Below are 15,689 nucleotides of genomic sequence, written 5' to 3' on the forward strand. Positions count from 1 at the left end.
TACCGATGAATCTCTTTACAAACCCCTGGGAGTCCAGTTCACTGTGACTGGTACGAGATCGAACCATCTCGGGGGGCCAGTGATGATGAAGCGCACCAGGAGACTGCTGCCGATCGGGGCGCTGTCGTTGCTGCTGGCCACCGCCGCGGTACCGGCGTACGCCGATCCATTGCCGCCGGCGGGCACCGAATTGGTCGTCAGCAGCCAGCCCGGCACCCTCCCCGAGGGCATCGAGGTGGCTCCGAACGGCCGGGTCTACGTCACCGGCTCGGGGGACGGGGACGTATATGTGAGCGATCCGAGCCGCCCGGGGCAGCTCGTCTTGCTCGCCGATGGAGCCACCCAGGGCCGCACCGCCGCGCTCGGCATCGAGCGCGATCAGCGGGGGCGGCTCTGGGTGGCCGCCGTCGACCACGTCGATCTGTTGGATCGATCAGGTCGGCTGCTGCAACGGATCGACCTGCCCGATGGCGGCGCCGACAGTTATCTCAACGACCTCACCGTGACCCGGGACGCGGTCTATGTGACCGACTCGAACACCGCGGTCGTCTGGCGGATTCCCCTTACCGGTAACGAGATCGGGACGATGGAGCGGTGGCTCGATCTGACCACGGTCTTCCCCTACCCGGTCTACTACTTCTATCTGAACGGGATCGTCGCCTCCCCCGACGGGCAGCGCCTGCTGGTCGCCAGCCAGGGCCTCGGGGTGCTGTTCCGGATCGACGTCGCCACCCGGGGGGCCACGATCGTGGACAGCGGTGACTCGTCCTTCGGCGCCGACGGCATGGTGCTGCAGGGTGACACCGTCTACGGCGTGCTGAACTACGAGGCGCCCGAGGGCAAGCAGGGTGTCTATCGCGGCGTACTGTCCGCTGACTGGACCACGATGACGGTCACCCCGGTGGACACCACCGGTTTCGACAGCCCGACGACGCTGGCGCTGCACCGCGGCCGGTTCTATGTGGTGAACAGTCAGCTCGACCGCGCCCCCGGTACGCCGCCCTACACGGTCTCGGTGCGCTGACGCTGCGGCGTTGGAGCCGTCTCGTCGCTGCACTCCGCGTCCAAGCGCCCTCATCGGTGGGTTAGCGTGCGGCAATGGCCACCGATTCGACGACGAACGCCGGCAGCACGACGGCGCCCGGAATGAACACCCCGCAGATGCGGCGGATCCTGTTCTCCAGCTTCATGGGTTCGACCATCGAGATGTACGACTTCTTGTTGTACGCGCTGGCGACCAGCCTGGTCTTCAACAAGGTCTTCTTCGCCAACATGAGCGACGGGCTCGCGGCGGTGGCCGGATTCGCCACCTTCGCGGTCGGTTATCTGGCCCGCCCGATCGGTGGCTGGCTGTTCGGGCAGTTCGGCGACACCCTGGGCCGCAAGAAGATGCTGGTGATCACCATGCTGATGATGGGACTCGCATCGATGGCCATCGGTCTGCTGCCGGACCAGCGCACCATCGGTGTCGCGGCCCCGCTGCTTCTGCTGCTGCTGCGGGTGATCCAGGGCATCGGCCTCGGTGGTGAGATCGGCGGGGCGGTGCTGGTCGCGGTCGAACACGCCCCCGGACACCGCCGCGGTTTCGCCGCCTCCTTCGCGAACCTGGGTGGCCCGGCCGGTTCCTTCCTCGCCGCCTTCGTGCTCGGGTTGTTCAGCAAAATCCTGTCCCCACAGGATTTCCTGGCCTGGGGCTGGCGGATCCCGTTCCTGTTCTCGGTGGTGCTGCTCGCGATCGGCATGATGATTCGCCTGCAGGTCGCCGAAACCCCGCTGTTCACCGAGCTGCAGCAACGCACCGAGGCCCGGCGTACCCCCGCCGCGGATGTCTTCACCAAGCACTGGAAGGCGCTGGTGATCGGTGTGCTGGCAGGAATCGCGGGCTTCGCCACCCAGGGCTTCATGTCGGTCTGGGCGGTGCAGCGCGCCACCACGCTGAAGGTGCCGCAGGCCGCGATCCTGGACATCAAGGCCTGGGCGCCGCTGGGCATGTTCGTGGTGATGGCATTCACCGCCTGGCTCTCCGACCATGTGGGGCGTCGGGCGGTGATGCTGACCACCTGCGTGATCGGCGCGGTGCTCTGCTTCCCGTTGCTGAACGCCTTGGACACCGGAACCATCTGGGGGACCGCGCTGGCGATCATCGCCGGCCAGGCGATCATGCAGGGTGCCCTCTTCGGCCCCTACACCGCCTTCTTGTCCGAGCTGTTCCCGACCGAGGTCCGCTACACCGGCACCTCGCTGGCCTACCAGACCGCCTCAACCCTCGGCGCCGGCTTCACCCCGCTGATCGCGGCCGAGTTGATGCGTCGTTACGACGCGATGCTGCCGATCCAGCTCGCCTACCTGGCGGCCTTCGCGATCACCGCGGTCGCGGTGCTGATCGCCCGCGAGGGACGCAAGGTCGACCTGCGCAATCCTCACGTCGGCTGAGCGAGGGAGGTACGACCGAGTCGAAGCCACGTGGCTGAGTACTTGGCTTCGACTCGCTGGCGCTCGCTCAACCGGCGTACCACCGGGGAGCGCGGGAATGCTCAGCTGGGCAGGCGCATCAGCATGATCACATGCCGGTAGTCGGTGATCGGCTCACCGTCGAGCTCCGGCAGACCGGTGATCAGACAGGGCTTGCCCGGCGCGGTGAAGGAGAAGTGGGCATAGGGGGCGTCGAGCGCGCCGAGGGCGTCGAGCAGGTACGCCGGGTTGAAGCCGGCCGCCGAGATCGGCTGCTCGCCGCCGCTGTGATTGGTCACGGTGGCGGTGATCGCCTCGGAGGCCTGCGCCTGGTCGCCGGTCGCGGCCTCCAGCACCACCGAGTCGGAGTCGATCATCATCCGCAGCGAGGTGTTCCGCTCCGCGACCAGCGCGACGCGCTTGGCCGCGGCGATCAGCTCGGCGGTCTCGGCGCGGACCGACAGCGCGGGCTGGATGTTCATCAGGTGGCGTACCTTCGGGAACTCGCCGTCCAGCAGCCGGGTGGTGGTCTCGCGTACCCCGCCCGGGCCGGTGCCCTCGAAACCGATCAGCCCGTCGCCGGCGCTGCTGGCGGCCAGCGACATCGTCACCGACTCGCCGGCGGTCATCGACTTGGCGGTCTCCGAGAGCACCTTCGCCGGCACCAAGGCGTTGCCGTTGGCCTGCGGGGAGGCCGGGTTCCAGGTCAGCTCCTTGAGCGCCATCCGATACCGGTCGGTGGCCAGCAGGCTCATCGTGTCGCCGTCGATCTCGACGCGGACACCGGTGAACACCGGCAGCAACTCGTCGCGACCGGCGGCCACCACGACCTGGGAGACCGCTTCGGCGAAATCGCCCGAGGGCACGGTGCCGGCCGATTCCGGCATCGTCGGCAGTGCCGGGTATTCGGCGACCGGCAGGGTCTGCAGGGTGAACCGGGCGGATCCGCAGACCAGTTCCATCCTGGACTCGTCGGCGGTGATGTCGACCGGCTTGTTCGGCAGCGAGCGGCAGATGTCGGCGAGCAACCGGCCGGAGACCAGTGCCTCGCCGTCGTCGGCGACCTGGGCCTTCACGTTGATCTGCGCGGAGGTCTCGTAGTCGAAGCTGGACAGCACCACCTGGTCATCGCTGGCGCGGACCAGCAGCCCGGCCAGGATCGGCACACTGGGGCGGGTCGGCAGGCTGCGGGCAGCCCATGCCACGGCTTCGGCCAGTACGTCGCGCTCCAGGCGGATCTTCACTATCGCTCCTCGCAGGGGTGCTTCCCGCGTGTCAATCCGGCACGCGGGGTGTTGATCATATCGAGCCGGCCGGAGACGGTCCACGAGCCCGACCGGAGCTGGATTGGGGGTGGCTTCGTCTCGCTCGTTCCTCGCTCGCTCAGCCAGCGTGTGCGGGTACGCCTCAGGGGCGCCAGACGATGATCCGGTCGTCGCCGGAGCGCGGGCTGCCGCGGAAGGTGTTCGAGGTGACCACGAACAGACCGCCGTCACCGGTCGGTTCGACGGTGCGGATCCGGCCCAGGTTGGTCAGCAGCTTCTCGGGTTCACCGCCGGCGAGCGGGATCCGCCAGACGCCCTGGCCGCGCAGCGCGGCCATGTAGAGCGAGCCGTTCAGATAGGCCAGCCCCGAGGGGGAGGCCTCGTCGGTGCTCCACACCCGCAACGGATTGGTGTACGCCGGGTCGTTGCCCATCCCCTCGACCCGCGGCCAGCCGTAGTTCTTGCCGGGTTCGATCTTGTTCAGCTCGTCCCAGGTGTTCTGGCCGAACTCCGAGGCGTACATGGTGCCCTGCTCGTCCCAGGCCATGCCCTGCACGTTGCGGTGTCCGAGCGTCCAGACCCGGGTGCCGAAGGGGTTGCCGGGAGCGGGGTTGCCGTCCCGGTCGACGCGCAGGATCTTGCCGCCGAGCGAGTCCGGGTTCTGGGAGTTGGCGGTGCGGTTGCCGTCACCGGTGGCGATGTAGAGATACCCGTCGGGGCCGAAGGCGAGCCGGCCGCCGTTGTGGATCGAGGCCGCCGGCATCCCGTCGACGATCACCCGCTCCACGGTGAACCGGTTGCCGGTCAGCCGCAGCCGGGCCACCCGGTTGTCGTTGGCGGCGCGATAGTGCACGAAGACCACCTGCGGATCCTGCGGGTCCACCGCGATCCCGTGCAGACCACCCTCGCCACTCGGCTGCACCCCGGGCACCTGGCCGAGCGAGGAGCTCTCGCCGAGCGAGACCCGGGAGATCCGGGCCTGGTCGCGCAGGGTCACCAGCACCGATCCGTCGGGCAGCCGGGCCAGTCCCCAGGGCACGTCGAGATCGGTCTCGAAGTCCCCGACCGGCAGCGGCGGCGCGGTCGGGGTCGGGGTCGGCGAGGGTGCTGCGGTGCTGGTCGTCGGAGCGGGGCTCGGTGTCGGCGAGGGGCTCTCGGTGGGACCTGCGGGCCCGGTGGTGCTGGCCGGCGGTGCCGGACTCGGCGCCGTCCCCGGTGAGGGCGCGCTGCACCCGGCCAACAGCAGCGCGGCGGCGGTACCGGCGATCAGATGCGTGGGGGAAACGGCCATACGTCATTGTCCCGTGCCGACCCAACCGCTGGTACGCCCGGGCACTTTTGTTAGGTTAGCCTCGCCTTATCGCCATCCGGGGAATATCTGAGAGGACAGGATGCTCATTCCAGCACCGGACCGCCCCCAGCCCAACACCCTCCCGCTCGACCAGTTGCTCGATGGACCCGGTTCGGTCGGCTACGAGCGCGCGATGTGCGGCGTGGTCGCGACCGTGGCGGATCGATTCGCGCACTGCAACGGCCCCTGCTCCGGGATCACCCACACCGAGCTCGGCGCGCAGCTCGCCGCCGTCGATCTGGATCGCCCGCTCGGTGACACCGCCAGCGCGGTCCGGGAACTGGAGACGCTCTATCTCCGCGACGCCGTCTATTTCCACCACCCGCGCTATCTGGCGCACCTCAACTGCCCGGTGCTGGTCCCGGCGGTCGCCGCCGACGCCATCGCCAGTGCGGTCAACTCCTCCCTGGACACCTGGGACCAGAGCGTCGGCGGCACCCTGATCGAACAGCGGTTGATCGCCTGGAGCTGTGACCGGGTCGGTTTCGACTCCGGTTCGGCCGACGGCATCTTCACCAGCGGCGGTACCCAGTCGAACCTGCACGCGCTGTACCTGGCCCGCGAGCAGGCGCTCACCGCCAGCGACCGCCCGCGGACCGAGACCCTGCCGCTGCTGCGCATCCTCACCTCCACCGACAGCCACTTCAGCGTCACCACCGCCGCCCGGTTGCTCGGCCTGCATCCCGATGCGGTGCTCCCCGTGCGGACCGATGAGCGGCGGCGGATGGATCCGGCCGCGCTGCGGCAGGCGCTCGGCCAGCTCGGCGAACAGGGGTTGGTGCCGATGGCCGTCGTCGCCACGGCCGGTACCACCGACTTCGGGGTGATCGACCCGCTCCCCGCGGTGGCCCAGGTCGTCGAGGCGCAGCCCGATCCGCTCTGGCTGCATGTGGACGCGGCCTACGGCGGCGGGCTGCTGGTCTCACCGACCCGTCGCGGACTGCTCGACGGGCTGGAGCGGGCGCACTCGGTGACCGTGGACTTCCACAAGTCGTTCTTCCAGCCGGTCTGTGCGAGCGTGGTGCTGGTCCGCCGGCGGCACTGGATGGATCCGGGCCGGCACCACGCTGACTATCTCAATCCGATCGCCATGACCCGGGCCGGCATTCCCAACCAGGTCGACAAGAGCCCGCAGACCACCCGTCGCTTCGATGCGCTGAAACTGTGGGTGACGCTGCGGGTGCTCGGCGCCGATGGGGTCGGTGCCCTGTTCGACCGGGTGATCGACCTGGCCACCGAGGCGTACGCCCGGATCGCGGCCGATGACCGGTTCGAGGTCGTCGCACCCTCCGACCTGAGCACGGTGGTCTTCCGCTGGGTGCCCGGAACCGGCGCCGAACCCGATCCCGAGCTGGTGGCCGCCGCGAATCTCGCCGCCCGCCGGGAACTGGCCCGCAACGGCGAGGCGATGATCGCGAGCACCACCGTCGACGGACACACGTTCTTGAAGTTCACCCTGCTCAACCCGCGTACCTCGGCCGCCGACATCGCCGCGGTGCTCGAGTTGATCGCCGACCACGCCGCCACCGTCCACTCCGCCGCGCGTCCCTCGTTGGCGTCCTGACCCGGAAGCAGAACTCCATGATTCACGACTTCATCGGGATCGGCCTGGGACCGTTCAACCTGGGCCTGGCCTGTCTCACCGAACCACTCGAGGACCTGAGCGGTGTCTTCCTGGAACGCAGCCCCGGTTTCGACTGGCACCCGGGGATGATGCTGCCCGGGACGACCCTGCAGACCCCGTTCCTGGCCGACCTGGTCACCCTCGCCGACCCGACCTCGCGCTTCAGCTTCCTGAACTTCCTGAAACAGCGGGACCGTCTCTATCCCTTCTACATCAGGGAATCCTTCTTCCCGCTGCGCCGCGAATACAACGAGTACTGCCGTTGGGCCGCCGATCAGCTGGCCTCGATCCGCTTCGGCCACGAGGTGCTGCGCACCAGCTGGGAGGAGGCCGAGCAGGCCTATCGGGTCGAATCCCGGCGGACCGATACCGGTGAGCTGGTGGAACACCACGCCCGGCACCTGGTGCTCGGCACCGGCAGCCAACCCCACCTGCCGGATGCCGCGCGTGGGCTGGACAGCCCTGCGGTGCACAACTCGGCCTACCTGCAGCATCGTGAATCCCTGCTGGAGAAGCGCAGCATCACGATCGTCGGCAGCGGACAGAGCGCGGCGGAGATCTTCGCGGATCTGCTGGCGGAGAAGGAGAACCACCGCTACCAGCTGAACTGGGTGACCCGCTCGCCGCGGTTCTTCCCACTCGAATACACCAAGCTGACCCTGGAGATGACCTCCCCCGACTACATCGACTACTTCAGCGACCTCACCGAGGACCAGCGCTACCGGTTGATGGCCGAGCAGCACTGCCTGTCCAAGGGCATCAACGCCGAGTTGATCAACGACATCTTCGACGAGCTCTACGCCCAACGGCTGGGCCCACCGGCCGGCCCGGCGCCGCTGCTGCTCACCAGCACCGCGCTCACCGAGGTCGGCTACGACCCCGGCACCGGTGTGCACCAGCTCGGGCTGCACCAGCAGGAACAGGACCGCCGGTTCTGCCTGGCCACCGAGGGCCTGGTCTTCGCCACCGGGTACCGGCATCGGCTGCCGGAGTTCCTGGCACCGCTCGGCGACCGGTTGCGCTTCGACGACCACGGCCGGTACGCGATAGCCCGCAACTATTCGATCGATGACAGCGGCCGCCGGGTCTTCGTGCAGAGCGCCGGGGAGCACCTGCACAGCGTCACCTCACCCGATCTCGGGATGGGGGCGTACCGCAACTCGGTGATCATCCGGGAACTGACCGGGCGCGAGCCCTACCGGGTGGAGGAATCCATCGCCCACCAGCAGTTCGGCGTACCGAGGGAGCTGGCGCGATGACCGATCTGCGCACCATCCACCGCGACGGCAACGGCACCTTCGGCGTTCGTCCGGTCGACCCGGAGGGTGACGCGGCACTGCTGCACACCTGGTTCACCCATCCCAAGGCCCGCTTCTGGCTGATGGGTGAGGCGACCCTGGCCGATGTGATCACCGAATACCGCCGGATCGCCGCGCACCCGGATCACCATGCCTACCTGGGCTTCACCGACGGCGAACCGAGTTTCCTGATGGAACGCTACGACCCCAGCCGGGTCGAACTGGCCGGTGTACCCGAGATCCGCGCCGGTGATGTCGGCATGCACTTCCTCACCGCCCCGACCACCCAGCCGCGGCCCGGGTTCACCCGCTCGGTGATCACCGCGGTCCTCACCGACCTGTTCACCGACCCGGCCACCCGACGAGTGCTGGTCGAACCCGACATCCACAACACCGCGGTCCAGCAGCTCAACGCCGCGGTCGGCTTCACCCCGATCCGCGAACTCCGGCTGCCGGAGAAGACCGCACTGCTCAGCGAGTGCCCGCGGGCGGCCTTCCGCCCCGCCGGCCCACCACCCACGATCAAGGATCTCTCGATGCAGCAAGGAAAATCTGTCTATCCCACCGATCCCGCAGCGGCCGTCGCGCACCTCGACCCGGCCACCTGGGCCGAGGCGAACCGGATACTGCTCGCCAAGGCGCTGGGCGAATACAGCCACGAACGGCTGCTGGAGCCCGAACCGATCGGCGCCGATCGCTACCAGCTGCCGACCCCCGACGGGTCCGGGTGCTGGCGGTTCACCGCCCGCCGGCTGCCGCTGCGGCACTGGCAGGTCGACCCCGGGTCGATCAGCCACCAACGCGACGGCGTCGACCAGCCGCTCGATCTGCTGCGGTTCGTGCTGGACTTCGGTTCCCGGCTGGGACTCGACGACCAACTGCTGCCGGTCTATCTGGAGGAACTCAGCGCCACCCTGTCGGCCCTGGCGTACAAGCTCAGCGAACCGGCACCGAACAGCCGCGAGCTGATCCACGCCGACTTCCAGCAGATCGAGGCCGCCATGCTCGCCGGCCACCCGTGCTTCATCGCCAACAGCGGCCGGATCGGCTGGGGTGTGCACGAATACCGGGCCTTCGCACCCGAGGCGGCCCGCGGCGTACGCCTGCTCTGGCTGGCGGCGCGGCGGGAGGTGACCACCTTCAGCTCCTGCCGCGATCTGGACTATGACGAGCTGCTGGAGGCCGAACTCGGCGCCGAGGAACGGGCCCGATTCGCGGCCCGGTTGCGTGAGCTGGGGCTGGATCCGCAGGACTATCTGCTGCTGCCTGTGCACCCCTGGCAGTGGTGGAACAAGCTGGCGGTGACCTTCGCCGCCGACGTCGCCAACCGACGGCTGGTGGTGCTCGGCGAGGGTGGTGACGACTACCAGGCCCAGCAGTCGGTGCGGACCTTCTTCAATCGCAGCGATCCGGGCAAGCACTATGTGAAGACCGCGCTCTCGGTGATCAACATGGGTTTCATGCGCGGTCTCTCGGCGGCGTACATGGAGGCCACCCCGGCGATCAACGACTGGCTCGCCGACCTGGTCGCCGGTGATGAGACGCTGCGCGGGACCGGGGTCCGGGTGATCCGGGAGCGGGCGGCGATCGGCTACCACGCCCGGCAGTATGCCGAGGCCAGCGACAAGCATTCGCCCTACCGCAAGATGCTGGCGGCGTTGTGGCGGGAGAGCCCGGTGCCGGGGTTGGCACCGGGGCGCCGGCTCGCCACGATGGCGGCGCTGCTGCATCTCGATCGCGACGGTGGCTCGTTCTGCGCGGCCCTGATCGAGCAGTCCGGGTGGGCGCCGACGCAGTGGCTGCGGCGCTATCTGGAGGCCTATCTGGTGCCGCTGCTGCACTGCTTCTATCGCTACGGTCTGGTGTTCATGCCGCACGGGGAGAACATCATCCTGGAGCTCGACAACGGGGTGGTGGAGCGGGTGATCCTCAAGGACCTGGCCGAGGAGATCGCGGTGATGTCGGCCGACACCCCATTGCCGAGCGAGATCGAACGGGTCCGGGTCGAGGTCCCCGAGGAGCTGCAGCTGCTGTCGATCTTCACCGATGTGTTCGACTGCTTCCTGCGGCCGCTGAGCGCGATCCTGGCCGACCAGCGGCTGCTGGAGCCGGCGGAGTTCTGGGCGGTGGTGGCCGCGGTGGCCGGTGACTACCAGCGCTCGACACCGGAGCTGGCCGAGCGGTTCGCCCGGTTCGATCTGTTCACCGAGGAGTTCGCGCTGTCCTGTCTGAACCGGTTGCAGCTGCGGAACAGTCAGCAGATGGTCGATCTGGCCGATCCGGCCAGTGCGTTGCAGCTGGTCGGTTCACTGGCCAACCCGCTCGCGGGAGCGGCGGGCTCGGCGCAGCAGCAGCCAGCCGCCGATACCGAGCGCGGTCAGCAGCACCGCGCCGAGCAGCCAGGGTGAGCCGAGGGCCAGTTCGATCGCGGCGCCGATCACGGCGAGGCCGGCGGTGAACCAGAGGATCGCCCAGAGCACGGCGCCGACGGCGACGGCCGGCAGATAGCGCCGCAGCGGCATCCGCAGCGCACCGGCGGTGGCGTTGACGGCGGTCTGCAGGCCGACGGTGAGGAAGGACAGCGGGACGGCGAGTACGCCCCAGCGGGCGATCAGCGCCTCGGCGCGCGCCCGGCCCCGCTGCCGTCGCTCGGAGGGTGGCCGGTTGCGGCCCAGCCGGATCACCCCGGCGGCGGCGCCGCGACCGACCCAGTAGGTGGCGTTGCCGCGGAGCAGGGCGATGACGAACATGACCGCCAGCCCCTGGGCCAGGGGCAGCTGCCGCACCCACTCCATCCGCGCTCCTTGTTAGGTGACCCTAACTCTAGCTCGGATCACCGGTCGGACAAGGCGCTTTCGAAGGCGGCGTACGCCTTGTCGTCGAACAGCCAGAAGCGGGCCTCGGTGACCTGCGGATGCTCGGCCATCGCGGCTCGGGTGGTGTCGATCGCGATCCGGGCGGCCTGGTCCAGCGGGTAGTGGTAGATGCCGCAGCTGATCGCCGGGAACGCGACCCGCTGGTCACCGTTCTCGGCGGCCAGTTCGATGGCGCGGCGATAGCAGGAGGCGAGCAGCTCCGCCTCGTCCCCGGTGCCGCCGTGCCAGACCGGCCCGACGGCATGGATGACGTGGTTCACCGGCAACCGGCCGGCGCCGGTGATCTTGGCGTCCCCGGTGTCGCAACCGCCCAGCAGGCGGCATTCACGATCGCGTCGGCGTCGGCGTCGGTGGTGATGTCGCCGCGGTGCAGGGTGATCTCGGCCATGCAGCAACGGTACGCCCCGCTCAGGGAGCGGGATCGGGTACCGGGGTGGGGCCCTTCGCCAGGGTGGTCGCGATGAACTCCTTCAGCGCGGGCACGTCATTGGGCAGATCGACGACGTGCCTGGGCAGGTCCTCGATACCGACGAAGGCCTCGGGACGATCGGGTTCCCGGTCGACGGCCTCGCGGATGGTGGCGGCGAACTTCACCGGCAGTGCGGTCTCCAGCACGATCACGGTCTCATCGGGTCGGGCGAGCTCGTCGGCGACCTTGACCGCGTCGGCGGTGTGCGGGTCGATCAGCACCCGGTGCTCCTGCCAGACCCGCTTGATGGTGGCGAGCCGGTCGGCGTGGGTGGAGGAACCGGAGGCGAACCCGAACCGCTCCGCCAGGCCCGCGAACTCCGGCGTACCGGACAGATCGAAGTAGCCCTGGTTCGGCAGCTGCTCGGCGAACAGCTCCCGCACCCGGTCCGCGTCGCCGGCGTACAGATCGTGCACGAACCGCTCGAAGTTGGAGGCCTTGGAGATGTCCATCGACGGGCTGGAGGTCTCGTGGGTCTCGGCGGCCGCGCGGACCCGGTAGACCCCGGTGCGGAAGAACTCATCGAGCACGTTGTTCTCGTTGGTGGCCAGCAGCAGCCGGTCGATCGGCAGGCCGAGCTGGCGGGCCAGGTGGCCGGCGCAGATGTTGCCGAAGTTCCCGGTCGGTACGCAGAAGGAGACCTGCTGATCGTCGGCCTCGGTGACGCGCAGCCAGGCGACGATGTAGTAGACGATCTGGGCCATCAACCGGGCCCAGTTGATCGAGTTCACCGCGCCGATGTGATACCTGGCCTTGAACTCGGGGTCGGCGTTGACGGCCTTGACCAGGTCCTGGGCGTCGTCGAAGACACCGGCGACGGCGATGTTGTGGATATTGGTCTCATCGAGGCTGAACATCTGCGCCTGCTGGAACGGGGTCATCCGCCCGCGCGGGGTGAGCATGAAGACCTCGAGGTTGTCCCGGCCGCGCATCGCGTACTCGGCGGCCGAGCCGGTGTCGCCGCTGGTCGCACCCAGGATGGTCAGGCTGCTGTCGCGGCGCTCCAGCTCGTATTCGAAGAGCCGGCCGAGCAGCTGCATCGCCAGGTCCTTGAACGCCGCGGTCGGCCCGTCGGACAGGTGCGCCAGCCAGCGCCGGTCACCGAGTTCGCTGACCGGCACGATCTGCTCGGTGGCGAAGTTGTCGGTGCTGTACGCCGCCCGGCAGATCCTGCGCAGGTCCTCGGCCGGGATGTCGTCGACGAACAGTTCCAGCACCTCGGCCGCGACCGCGGCGTACCCCTCCTCGGCCAGCACAGTGCGCCAGCCGGGCAGCCGGTCGGTGATGTCGGGGTAGCGCTCGGGCAGATAGAGGCCGCCGTCGGGGGCCAGCCCGGCGAGCAGGATGTCGCCGAATTGCAGTCCCTGATCGGGTGGGGTCCGGGTCGAGTGGTAGCGCACGGCCCAAGCCTAGGGTCACCGTGCCGGTGCCTGGTCCGTTGCTCACCAGCGGATCTCGATCACCCCGGGTGGCCTTCGGGTCACAAGAATCCCCAGGTTGGGCGCGGTCGTACTTGGGGTCTTGTAATTGAGTTTGTAATTTCATGGTCATCACAGCGGTTGTGGATCCTGTGGACAACCGGCGTCTGCGCTGGTCAGCAGCGAATTGTTGTTCCTCGGTGACTGTGGAGAAGTCGAAATCACACGGGGAGGATCTGCGGATGGGCACCGGGGGCCGGAACGCCGCCCACATGCCAGCGGGGTGGCTGTGGATGACGGGGCCCGGTCACCCACATGGCTGTGCCCAGCCTCGACCGGGGGTGTGCGGGCACCGGCCTGGTAACGAGTCGACAAGGAAACGGGGGTTTCGGAGTTAAGACAGGTCAGTTCTGGCACGATTGAGCCATGGTCGGGGAGACGGGTACCAAAGGGGGGCGCAGGCGCGAGCAGATCCTTGCCGCGGCGGTCGAGCTGTTCGGCGAGGTCGGCTACCGGGGCACGTCGCTGCGCGACATCGCGCAGCGCGTGGGGATCACCCATCCGGGGCTGCTCTACCACTTCCACTCGAAGCAGGAACTGCTCAGCGCGGTGCTGGAACGCCGCGACGACACCAACGACGACGTGTTCCACCTGCTCGAGCAGCCGAGTGCGCGCGAGCACGTGAAACGGGTGCTGGAGCTGGCCGCGCACAATGCCACGATCCCGGGGATGATCGAGCTCTTCGCCACGCTGTCGGCCGAATCCACCGATCCCGATCATCCGGCGCACGACTACTTCACCGAGCGCTACCGCAAGATCGTCGGCATCAACCAGCGGATCTTCGACGACCTGTACGCCGACGGCGAGCTCCGCGAGGGTGTCGATCCGAAGCTGCTCGGCCCCTCCTTCACCGCGCTGATGGACGGTCTGCAGATCCAGTGGCTCTATGACCCGGAGAGCGTCGACATGCCCGAGGCGCTGCGGTTCTACTTCAACACCTATCTGAAGAACCCGCTCTAGTCGGCGTATCGGGTCAGCGGCGCTGCTGCTTGATCCGGCTGGTCAGCTCGGTGACCTGGTTGTAGATGTTGCGGCGCTCGTTCATCAGCTGCCGGATCTTGCGGTCGGCGTGCATCACGGTGGTGTGATCGCGGCCGCCGAACTCCTGGCCGATCTTCGGCAGCGACATGTCGGTGAGCTCGCGGCACAGGTACATCGCGATCTGCCGGGCGGTCGCCAGGGCATGGGTACGCGAGGCGCCGCACAGGTCGTCGACGCTCAACCCGAAATACTGGGCGGTCTGGGAGATGATCAGATTCGGGGTGATCTCGGCATCGGCGCCGTCGGGGATGAGGTCCTTCAGCACCTCCTGGGCGAGCTCCATCGTCACCGGGGTCCGGTTCAGCGAGGCGAATGCGGTGATCCGGATCAGCGCACCCTCCAGCTCACGGATGTTGGTCTGGATCCGGGAGGCGACGAACTCGAGCACGTCCAGGCTGACGGTGAGTCGCTCCTGGGCGGCCTTCTTCTTCAGGATCGCGATCCGGGTCTCCAGGTCCGGTGCCTGCACGTCGGTGATCAGCCCCCACTCGAAGCGGGACCGCAGCCTGGGCTCCAGCGCTTCCAGCAGCTTCGGCGGCCGATCGGAGGTCATCACGATCTGTTTCTGCGCGTTGTGCAGGGTGTTGAAGGTGTGGAAGAACTCCTCCTGGGTCTGGATCTTCGACTCCAGGAACTGGATGTCGTCGATCAGCAGGACATCAACATCGCGATAGCGGCGCCGGAACTCCGCGGTCCGGTTCTCCGAGATCGCGTTGATGAAGTCGTTGGTGAGTTCCTCGGTGGAGACGTAGCGGACCCGGACCCGGTCGTAGTAGTGCCGCACATAGTGCCCCAGGGCGTGCAGCAGATGGGTCTTCCCCAGCCCGGACTCGCCGTAGATCATCAGCGGGTTGTAGGACTTGCCCGGGGTCTCCGCGACCGCCACCGCGGCCGCGTGCGCGAACCGGTTCGAGGAGCCGATGACGAAATTCTCGAAGGAGTACTTGGGGTTCAACCGGGAGTCGATCGGCGGGCGGTGCCCGTTGCTGCTGGTCTGGGGGGCGTAGCGATCACCGGCCGGCGGCGCGGCGGCGGTCCGCGGTTCCGGCTGGGTGCGCAGCGACGGATCCAGGTCGGGGCGCCGATCGATCTCCAGTGGGACGGCGTCCTCGGCCAGCGTCGGATCGATGCTGATCGCCAGCCGGCTGTCGCGGCGGAAGTAGTCCGACAGCGCACCTTCGATGTTGCTGCGCATCACCTGGTCGCGGGTGAACTCGTCGGGGACCGCGACCATCACCGTCGACTCGTGCAGCGCCAACGGCTTGCCGCGCCGCAACCAGACGCGCTGGTTGGGTGACACCCGGCCCATCAGCTGCTCCCAGATGGCGACCAGGTCGGTTCCGGGATTCACGGTGTCCTGCTCGGGGCGGTGGTCGGTGTCGGAGGATCGGTCGTCAAAAGTGGGTCGTCGGTCGCCGGCGTGCTGGCCGTCGTCGAAACCCGCTCCATCGAACTCGCTCACAATCACCCCGGGGTCTCACTCGTGGTCGTCCGTCCGGTTCGGATGGCTGTCCGCAATCCAGCCATCACCGGGCCTGAGTCCACAGAGTTTTCCACAGCCTGTGGGTAGCCCAAAATGCGGGTACCGCACCTGGCGATCCGACCCGGCTGGGGACCGCACCACAGCGGCGTACGCCACCGTGGATCGTGAGGTGTCACAGCCGGGACGGACGGTCAGGTGCCGCTGGCCCGGAGTGCCGACGCTAAACCAACCCAAACCATGATCGCAAGACACGAAGGTGCCGCTTCGGCGTGTCGAGTGGACGCCGTCACCGCGAGCTGTCTGGTTTGACCCGACAGGCCCCGCCACGTACCGTATGGAGGTCGCCGGGTAGT

Annotated in this window: 13 protein-coding genes; 6 read left to right on the forward strand and 7 right to left on the reverse strand. The window is 68.3% G+C overall.

All coding sequences use genetic code 11. The features are described from left to right. The first annotated feature begins 82 nt into the window (after positions 1-82). Together C8D81_RS11220 and C8D81_RS11225 are read left to right on the forward strand one after the other, a co-directional pair. On the forward strand, positions 83-1,024 hold the full coding sequence (locus C8D81_RS11220; protein WP_094356948.1) for an SMP-30/gluconolactonase/LRE family protein: 942 nt from the start codon (positions 83-85) through the stop codon (positions 1,022-1,024). 74 nt (positions 1,025-1,098) lie between these two features. Then, complete coding sequence (locus tag C8D81_RS11225) at positions 1,099-2,433, forward strand: MFS transporter (RefSeq protein WP_094431456.1); 1,335 nt, start codon at positions 1,099-1,101, stop codon at positions 2,431-2,433. Between the two features lie 101 nt (positions 2,434-2,534). Here C8D81_RS11225 and dnaN read toward each other — a convergent pair whose 3' ends face one another. Together dnaN and C8D81_RS11235 are read right to left on the reverse strand one after the other, a co-directional pair. Then, complete coding sequence (dnaN, locus tag C8D81_RS11230) at positions 2,535-3,695, reverse strand: DNA polymerase III subunit beta (protein WP_094356946.1); 1,161 nt, start codon at positions 3,693-3,695, stop codon at positions 2,535-2,537. Positions 3,696-3,858: 163 nt separating this feature from the next. Next, positions 3,859-5,007 (reverse strand): PQQ-dependent sugar dehydrogenase, encoded by a 1,149-nt coding sequence (locus tag C8D81_RS11235; RefSeq protein WP_094404259.1) that lies wholly within the window; start codon positions 5,005-5,007, stop codon positions 3,859-3,861. A gap of 100 nt (positions 5,008-5,107) precedes the next feature. On the opposite strand from C8D81_RS11235, the gene C8D81_RS11240 reads away from it, so the two are divergent. From C8D81_RS11240 to C8D81_RS11250, 3 genes are read left to right on the forward strand one after another with little or no spacing between them, the layout of a single operon-like run. Next, entirely contained in the window at positions 5,108-6,631 is a 1,524-nt protein-coding gene (locus tag C8D81_RS11240; RefSeq protein ID WP_166646771.1) for a pyridoxal phosphate-dependent decarboxylase family protein, read from the forward strand. Positions 6,632-6,648: 17 nt separating this feature from the next. After that, positions 6,649-7,950 carry a lysine N(6)-hydroxylase/L-ornithine N(5)-oxygenase family protein gene (locus tag C8D81_RS11245; RefSeq protein ID WP_094404260.1) on the forward strand — a complete coding sequence of 434 codons (1,302 nt, stop codon included), beginning with the start codon at positions 6,649-6,651 and terminating at the stop codon, positions 7,948-7,950. Continuing rightward, the gene (locus tag C8D81_RS11250) at positions 7,947-10,397 is read left to right on the forward strand and encodes a GNAT family N-acetyltransferase (protein ID WP_094404261.1); all 2,451 of its coding nucleotides are present in this window, start codon (positions 7,947-7,949) and stop codon (positions 10,395-10,397) included. Before C8D81_RS11245 ends, C8D81_RS11250 begins: the two co-directional genes overlap by 4 nt. Here C8D81_RS11250 and C8D81_RS11255 read toward each other — a convergent pair. From C8D81_RS11255 to thrC, 4 genes are read right to left on the reverse strand one after another with little or no spacing between them, the layout of a single operon-like run. Beyond that, complete coding sequence (locus C8D81_RS11255) at positions 10,296-10,784, reverse strand: DedA family protein (protein ID WP_094404262.1); 489 nt, start codon at positions 10,782-10,784, stop codon at positions 10,296-10,298. The genes C8D81_RS11250 and C8D81_RS11255 overlap by 102 nt on opposite strands. 38 nt (positions 10,785-10,822) lie before the next feature. Next, positions 10,823-11,182 (reverse strand): macro domain-containing protein, encoded by a 360-nt coding sequence (locus tag C8D81_RS11260; protein WP_229237956.1) that lies wholly within the window; start codon positions 11,180-11,182, stop codon positions 10,823-10,825. Continuing rightward, the gene (locus tag C8D81_RS21780) at positions 11,122-11,253 is read right to left on the reverse strand and encodes a hypothetical protein (RefSeq protein ID WP_267873152.1); all 132 of its coding nucleotides are present in this window, start codon (positions 11,251-11,253) and stop codon (positions 11,122-11,124) included. Before C8D81_RS21780 ends, C8D81_RS11260 begins: the two co-directional genes overlap by 61 nt. A 20-nt stretch (positions 11,254-11,273) precedes the next feature. Further along, positions 11,274-12,734 (reverse strand): threonine synthase, encoded by a 1,461-nt coding sequence (gene thrC, locus C8D81_RS11265; RefSeq protein WP_094404263.1) that lies wholly within the window; start codon positions 12,732-12,734, stop codon positions 11,274-11,276. Between the two features lie 444 nt (positions 12,735-13,178). Here thrC and C8D81_RS11270 point away from each other — a divergent pair, with 444 nt between their 5' ends. After that, a complete protein-coding gene (locus C8D81_RS11270; RefSeq protein ID WP_094356938.1) occupies positions 13,179-13,772 on the forward strand; it encodes a TetR/AcrR family transcriptional regulator in 594 nt (197 codons plus the stop codon). Between the two features lie 13 nt (positions 13,773-13,785). Here the strand turns inward: C8D81_RS11270 and dnaA are convergent, their stop codons facing one another. Then, on the reverse strand, positions 13,786-15,162 hold the full coding sequence (gene dnaA, locus C8D81_RS11275; protein WP_094357031.1) for a chromosomal replication initiator protein DnaA: 1,377 nt from the start codon (positions 15,160-15,162) through the stop codon (positions 13,786-13,788). Between the last annotated feature and the right edge of the window lie 527 nt (positions 15,163-15,689).

The sequence above is a fragment of the Enemella evansiae genome (assembly GCF_004362375.1).
Classification (GTDB): domain Bacteria; phylum Actinomycetota; class Actinomycetes; order Propionibacteriales; family Propionibacteriaceae; genus Enemella; species Enemella evansiae.

Excerpts from the sequence above, each read along its gene's own strand:
- C8D81_RS11220 (WP_094356948.1), top strand. The coding sequence starts at position 83 with ATGATGAAGCGCACCAGGAGACTGCTGCCGATCGGGGCGCTGTCGTTG.
- C8D81_RS11225 (WP_094431456.1), top strand. The coding sequence starts at position 1,099 with ATGGCCACCGATTCGACGACGAACGCCGGCAGCACGACGGCGCCCGGA.
- C8D81_RS11235 (WP_094404259.1), bottom strand. The coding sequence starts at position 5,007 with ATGGCCGTTTCCCCCACGCATCTGATCGCCGGTACCGCCGCCGCGCTG.
- C8D81_RS11240 (WP_166646771.1), top strand. The coding sequence starts at position 5,108 with ATGCTCATTCCAGCACCGGACCGCCCCCAGCCCAACACCCTCCCGCTC.
- C8D81_RS11245 (WP_094404260.1), top strand. The coding sequence starts at position 6,649 with ATGATTCACGACTTCATCGGGATCGGCCTGGGACCGTTCAACCTGGGC.
- C8D81_RS11250 (WP_094404261.1), top strand. The coding sequence starts at position 7,947 with ATGACCGATCTGCGCACCATCCACCGCGACGGCAACGGCACCTTCGGC.
- C8D81_RS11255 (WP_094404262.1), bottom strand. The coding sequence starts at position 10,784 with ATGGAGTGGGTGCGGCAGCTGCCCCTGGCCCAGGGGCTGGCGGTCATG.
- C8D81_RS21780 (WP_267873152.1), bottom strand. The coding sequence starts at position 11,253 with ATGGCCGAGATCACCCTGCACCGCGGCGACATCACCACCGACGCCGAC.
- C8D81_RS11270 (WP_094356938.1), top strand. The coding sequence starts at position 13,179 with ATGGTCGGGGAGACGGGTACCAAAGGGGGGCGCAGGCGCGAGCAGATC.
- dnaA (WP_094357031.1), bottom strand. The coding sequence starts at position 15,162 with ATGGGCCGGGTGTCACCCAACCAGCGCGTCTGGTTGCGGCGCGGCAAG.